Here is a 5875-nt window from a genome sequence, read left to right as displayed (position 1 = left end):
TGACAGCACGGCCCGCACCCGGTACTCGACCGCGGGCTCCAGCGGATCCCCGGGCCGGCCGCGCCCCGCTGTGCGCCTTCTCCCCAGCAATGCCCTCCCCCTCGTCCCCCTGTGCTCGTGTCCTACGACGCCGAGGGGGCCCGAAAAGTTCGCCGCGGGCGGAGCGGGTCTGTGGCCAAGGCCATACCGTCCCGTACCCCGGACAATCGATTGGACAAGCCGGGCCTGGACAGACGCATCATGGACGCACCCGCCAGGCCGCTGGGCCGCACGCACGTACGGAGGAACCCCCTGTGAAGGTCGGAATCGTCGGAGCCACCGGTCAGGTCGGCACGGTCATGCGCAAGATCCTCGTCGACCGGAAGTTCCCGGTCGACGAGCTGCGCCTGTTCGCCTCGGCGCGCTCCGCCGGGTCGGTCCTGGACGGTGTGACGGTCGAGGACGCGTCGACGGCCGACTACACGGGCCTGGACATCGTGCTGTTCTCCGCCGGTGGTGCCACGTCGAAGGCGCTCGCGGAGAAGGTCGCCTCCCAGGGCCCGGTCGTGATCGACAACTCGTCCGCCTGGCGCAAGGACCCCGAGGTTCCGCTGGTCGTGTCGGAGGTCAACCCGCACGCGATCGCCGACCGCCCCAAGGGCATCATCGCGAACCCGAACTGCACGACCATGGCCGCGATGCCCGTGCTGCGCCCCCTGCACGACGAGGCCGGTCTGGAGGCGCTGGTCGTCGCGACGTACCAGGCCGTGTCCGGTTCGGGCCTGGCCGGTGTCGCCGAACTGCACGGTCAGTCGCAGAAGGTCGTCGCGGACGCGGACCGGCTCACCCACGACGGCGGCGCGGTGGACTTCCCCGAGCCGGCCGTCTACAAGCGCCCCATCGCGTTCAACGTGCTGCCGCTGGCCGGCTCGATCGTGGACGACGGGCTGAACGAGACGGACGAGGAGCAGAAGCTCCGCAACGAGTCCCGCAAGATCCTGGAGATCCCCGAGCTGAAGGTGTCCGGCACGTGCGTCCGGGTCCCCGTCTTCTCCGGGCACTCCCTCCAGGTCAACGCCCGTTTCGCCCGTCCGCTGAGCGTCGAGCGCGCCACCGAGCTGCTCGCCGCCGCCGAGGGCGTCGAGCTGTCCGACATCCCGACCCCGCTCCAGGCCGCCGGCCAGGACGCCTCGTTCGTGGGCCGCATCCGGGGCGACGAGACGGTCGAGAACGGTCTGGCGCTGTTCATCTCCAACGACAACCTCCGCAAGGGCGCCGCGCTGAACGCGGTGCAGATCGCGGAGCTGGTGGCGCAGGAGCTGTCCGCCAAGAAGTAGGGGCACGTCCTCCGTCGTCAGGGGCGGTCACCGGTTCGTCCGGTGGCCGCCCCTCCGCGTGATGGCCCCAGGTTCCTCAGAGCGCGAGCTGCTGCCGCAGCGCCCGGTCGATGTCCTTCATGAGCGGCGCGGGCACGACGCCGATCCTCTTGCCGAACCGCGCGAGGTCGAGCGCTCTGATCTGCTCGCACTGGGCCTTGGAGTCGCGCTGGAGTCCGCACTCCACGGCGGACAGCAGGACCTGGAACGACCGGACGTGCGTCACGTTGGACGTCACGGGCACGACGGCGAGGACTCCGCGCCCGGCACGGTCGGCCATCCGGTTCGCGGCGTCGTTCGTCACGAGCACCGCAGGCCGCTTCTTGTTCGCCTCGCTCCCGATCACCGGCTCGAGGTCGACCAGATAGATGTCACCGCGCCTCATCAGCGATCCCGTCCCCCGCCGCACGGTCCCACAGGGCCGCGTCCTCGCTCTCGTACCACTCGTCCCACGCCTCCAGGTACTCCGACTCCAGGACCGATTCCCGCAGCAACTGGATGGCGGTCTGTATCACGGCCGACCGCGAGTCCGCCGCTCGCCCGGTGACGTACTCGTCGACGAAGGCGACATCCTCCTGCGGCAGGCTCACACTGATCTTCATACCTTCGATGCTACCAGTCTTGCTACCGCATTGCCCACCACGTTCCGCACCCCTCCGTGGAAGGATGGCCCGATACGTCACGAGCGTGGACCCAGTAGAACCTCAGAGGAGATGACCGCGTGCCCGGTACCAACCTGACCCGTGAAGAGGCGCAGCAGCGGGCGAAGCTGCTCACCGTTGACTCGTACGAGATCGATCTCGACCTCTCGGGCGCCCAGGAGGGCGGCACGTTCCGGTCGGTGACCACCGTGCGCTTCGAGAGCGCCGAGGCGCACGCGGAGACGTTCATCGACCTGATCGCGGACGCGGTGCACGAGGTGGTGCTGAACGGGCACGCGCTCGACGCGGCCGCCGTGTTCCGCGACTCCCGGATCGCGCTCAAGCGCCTGGAGTCGGGGCCGAACGAGCTGAAGGTCGTCGCCGACTGCGCGTACACGAACACGGGCGAGGGGCTGCACCGCTTCGTCGACCCGGTGGACCAGCAGGCCTATCTGTACACGCAGTTCGAGGTGCCGGACGCGCGGCGGGTGTTCGCGTCGTTCGAGCAGCCGGACCTGAAGGCGACGTTCCAGTTCACCGTGAAGGCCCCGGCGGGCTGGACCGTGATCTCGAACGCGCCGACGCCGGAGCCCAAGGACGACCTGTGGGTGTTCGAGCCGACCCCGCGCATCTCCACGTACATCACCGCGCTGATCGCCGGCCCCTACCACTCGGTGCACTCCTCGTACGAGAACCCCGAGACCGGGCAGAGCGTGCCGCTCGGCCTGTACTGCCGGCCGTCGCTCGCCGAGTTCCTCGACTCGGACGCGATCTTCGAGGTCACCCGGCAGGGCTTCGACTGGTTCCAGGAGAAGTTCGACTACGCGTACCCGTTCGCCAAGTACGACCAGCTGTTCGTGCCGGAGTTCAACGCGGGCGCGATGGAGAACGCGGGCGCGGTGACGATCCGCGACCAGTACGTGTTCCGCTCGAAGGTGACGGACGCCGCGTACGAGGTGCGCGCCGCCACGATCCTGCACGAGCTGGCGCACATGTGGTTCGGCGACCTGGTCACCATGGAGTGGTGGAACGACCTGTGGCTGAACGAGTCGTTCGCGACGTTCGCCGAGGCCGCGTGCCAGGCCTACGCGCCGAACTCGCAGTGGCCGCACTCGTGGACGACGTTCGCCAACTCGATGAAGACGTGGGCCTACCGGCAGGACCAGCTGCCCTCCACGCACCCGATCATGGCCGACATCCGTGACCTCGACGACGTCCTCGTCAACTTCGACGGCATCACGTACGCCAAGGGCGCCTCGGTCCTCAAGCAGCTCGTCGCCTACGTCGGCATGGACGAGTTCTTCCAGGGCGTGCAGGCCTACTTCAAGCGGCACGCGTTCGGGAACACGCGGCTGAGCGACCTGCTCGGCGCGCTGGAGGAGACCAGCGGGCGCGATCTGAAGGCCTGGTCGACGGCGTGGCTGGAGACGGCCGGGATCAACGTCCTGCGTCCGGAGATCGAGACCGACGCGCACGGTGTCATCACGGCGTTCGCCGTGCGGCAGGAGGCGCCCGCGCTGCCCGAGGGCGCGAAGGGCGAGCCGACGCTCCGGCCGCACCGCATCGCGATCGGCTTCTACGACCTCGACGACGAGAGCGGCAAGCTGGTGCGCGGGGAGCGCTTCGAGCTCGACGTGACGGCGACGGAGTCGACCGAGGTCGCCGAGCTCGTCGGCAAGCACCGCCCGGCCGTCATCCTGCTCAACGACGACGACCTGTCGTACGCGAAGGTCCGCCTCGACGAGACGTCGCTGGCGTTCGTCGTCGAGCACCTCGGCGACTTCGAGGCCTCGCTGCCGCGCGCCCTGTGCTGGGCCTCCGCCTGGGACATGACGCGCGACGCCGAACTCTCCACGAGCGCCTACCTGGACCTGGTGCTGTCCGGCATCGCCAAGGAGTCCGACATCGGCGTCGTGCAGTCCCTGCACCGCCAGGTGAAGCTCGCGATCGACCTGTACGCGGACCCGGCCCGGCGGGACGCGCTGCTCACCCGCTGGACGGAGGCGGCGCTCACGCACCTGCGCACCTCCGAGGCCGGCGGCGACCACCAGCTGGCCTGGGCCCGCGCGTTCGCCGCCACGGCCCGCACGCCGGAGCAGCTCGACCTCCTGGAGGCGCTGCTCGAGGGCTCGCAGACGATCGAGGGCCTGGCCGTCGACACGGAGCTGCGCTGGGCGTTCGTGGAGCGGCTCGCTGCGGTCGGCCGCTACGACGAGGCGGAGATCGCCGCCGAGTACGAGCGCGACCGGACGGCGGCGGGTGAGCGGCACGCGGCGACGGCGCGGGCCGCACGGCCGACGCCGGAGGCGAAGGAGGCCGCCTGGGCCTCCGTCGTGGAGTCGGACCAGCTGCCGAACGCGGTGCAGGAGGCGGTGATCGGGGGCTTCGTGCAGAGCGACCAGCGGGAGCTGCTCGCGCCGTACACGGAGCGGTACTTCTCGGCGCTCGGCGAGGTGTGGGGGTCGCGCTCCCACGAGATGGCGCAGCAGATCGCGATCGGGCTGTACCCGTCGTTGCAGGTCTCCGAGGAGACGCTGGCCGCGACGGACGCGTGGATGGAGGCGGCGGGGCCGAACGCGGCGCTGCGGCGGCTCGTGTCCGAGTCCCGTGCCGGGGTGGCGCGGGCGCTGGCCGCGCGGGCTGCCGACGTGTGACCCCGCCTCCGGTCCGGGGCCGCATCGCTCGTACGCGGCCCCCGGACCGGTGGGGGTTCTCGCACCCGCCGGGTGACACCGGGCAGCAGTGAGGGCCGGGCAGGCGCCCCCCGCGACGCCGCCCGGCCCCTCACCGCCGCACCGAGGATCAGGCCTGGCGGAAACGGTCGCGCAGCGCGGCGCGGCCTTCCTCCGTGAGGACGCCGTGCACGCGCATCCGGGCCACGCCGCCGTCGGGGAACGCGTCGAGCCGCACGTGCGTCACGACGGCCTGCGCGGCGAGCGGGAACCGGTGCAGCGTGTCGGGCTGCAGCTTCGTGCGCGGGATGATCTCGAACCACTCGCCGGTCTCGCCGTTGCGCCCGCTGAGCGCGATCCAGCCCGCCGAGTTGCCCTTGAGGTACGCGGTGTCGATCTCGACGGCGCGGACGGCGCCCTGCGCGGCGAGCTTGAAGCGGACCCAGTCGTTGGTGCCGTGCACGCGGCGCCGCCGGTTCTCCCAGCCGTCGTCCATCTTCTGCGACGTGCCGGGCAGGATGATCTGGGTCGGCGACGAGTAGAACTTGTCGGACGCGTCCTCGTACGTACCGCCGTTGAGCACGGACGCGAGGTCGAACGTGCCGAGCAGGTCGAGCCACTCGGGGTCGGGCACGACCTCGCCGTGCACGCGCAGCCGGGCGATGCCGCCGTCGGGGTGCTGGCAGACCCGGATGTGGGTCCAGCGGCGCTCGGAGGTGACCGTGAAGGCGTTCGCCGCGTGGCCCTTGACCTGGCTCTTCGGGACGATCTCCTCCCACTTCACGTCGTCGGCGAGCAGCTCGTCGGGGCCGGGGGCGCCGGGTACGGAGGTGGCCTGGATGCTCACCTTCTGCGGGTAGTTGCCGCGGAAGTGGGCGGTGTCGACGATGATGCCGCGGATGACACCGGGCGCGCCGAGACGGACGATCGCCCAGTCGTGCTCCTCGGGCGCGGGGAACGGCGCGTCGGCGGTGCCGCGGCGGCGCCGGGTCTCCCAGCCGTCCATGACCTTGCCCTTGTGCCCGAAGTGCTCCGGGTCGAAGACGGCGCGCTCGCGCACGAGGAGGTTCTCGCGCATGGCGAAGAACTCGTCGTTGGCGGCGATGACGCCCGCTCCGAGCCGGCGGTCGGCCAGGTCGACGAGCTCGGCGAACGCGTCGGCGTCGCCGAAGGTGCGGTAGTCGGCGTACGGGTCGCCGCCGCCGTA

General features: G+C 70.9%; 5 protein-coding genes. 2 read left to right on the top strand and 3 right to left on the bottom strand.

Annotated features, from left to right (window positions below):
• The first annotated feature begins 293 nt into the window (after window positions 1–293).
• A complete protein-coding gene (locus GTW43_RS24360; RefSeq protein ID WP_161304176.1) occupies window positions 294–1316 on the top strand; it encodes an aspartate-semialdehyde dehydrogenase in 1023 nt (340 codons plus the stop codon).
• A 76-nt stretch (window positions 1317–1392) separates the two neighbouring features.
• On the opposite strand, the gene GTW43_RS24355 is transcribed toward GTW43_RS24360, so the two are convergent.
• Both GTW43_RS24355 and GTW43_RS24350 read right to left on the bottom strand, forming a co-directional pair.
• Complete coding sequence (locus GTW43_RS24355) at window positions 1393–1740, bottom strand: type II toxin-antitoxin system PemK/MazF family toxin (protein ID WP_161304175.1); 348 nt, start codon at window positions 1738–1740, stop codon at window positions 1393–1395.
• Window positions 1727–1957, bottom strand: a complete 231-nt coding sequence (locus tag GTW43_RS24350) for a ribbon-helix-helix domain-containing protein (RefSeq protein ID WP_161304174.1) — start codon at window positions 1955–1957, stop codon at window positions 1727–1729. Before GTW43_RS24350 ends, GTW43_RS24355 begins: the two co-directional genes overlap by 14 nt.
• Window positions 1958–2076: 119 nt before the next feature.
• Between GTW43_RS24350 and pepN the strand changes: the two genes are divergently transcribed.
• On the top strand, window positions 2077–4650 hold the full coding sequence (gene pepN / locus GTW43_RS24345; RefSeq protein WP_161304173.1) for an aminopeptidase N: 2574 nt from the start codon (window positions 2077–2079) through the stop codon (window positions 4648–4650).
• 148 nt (window positions 4651–4798) lie between these two features.
• Here pepN and alc read toward each other — a convergent pair.
• On the bottom strand, window positions 4799–5875 hold a 1077-nt coding region (alc, locus tag GTW43_RS24340), incomplete at its 5' end, for an allantoicase (protein WP_161304172.1).

This window comes from Streptomyces sp. SID5785, assembly GCF_009870065.1.
Lineage (GTDB): Bacteria > Actinomycetota > Actinomycetes > Streptomycetales > Streptomycetaceae > Streptomyces.
This window is presented reverse-complemented; position numbering and strand designations above follow the sequence as displayed.

Coding starts and splice junctions, on each gene's coding strand:
- GTW43_RS24355 (WP_161304175.1), bottom strand. CDS start 1,740: ATGAGGCGCGGTGACATCTATCTGGTCGACCTCGAGCCGGTGATCGGG.
- GTW43_RS24350 (WP_161304174.1), bottom strand. CDS start 1,957: ATGAAGATCAGTGTGAGCCTGCCGCAGGAGGATGTCGCCTTCGTCGAC.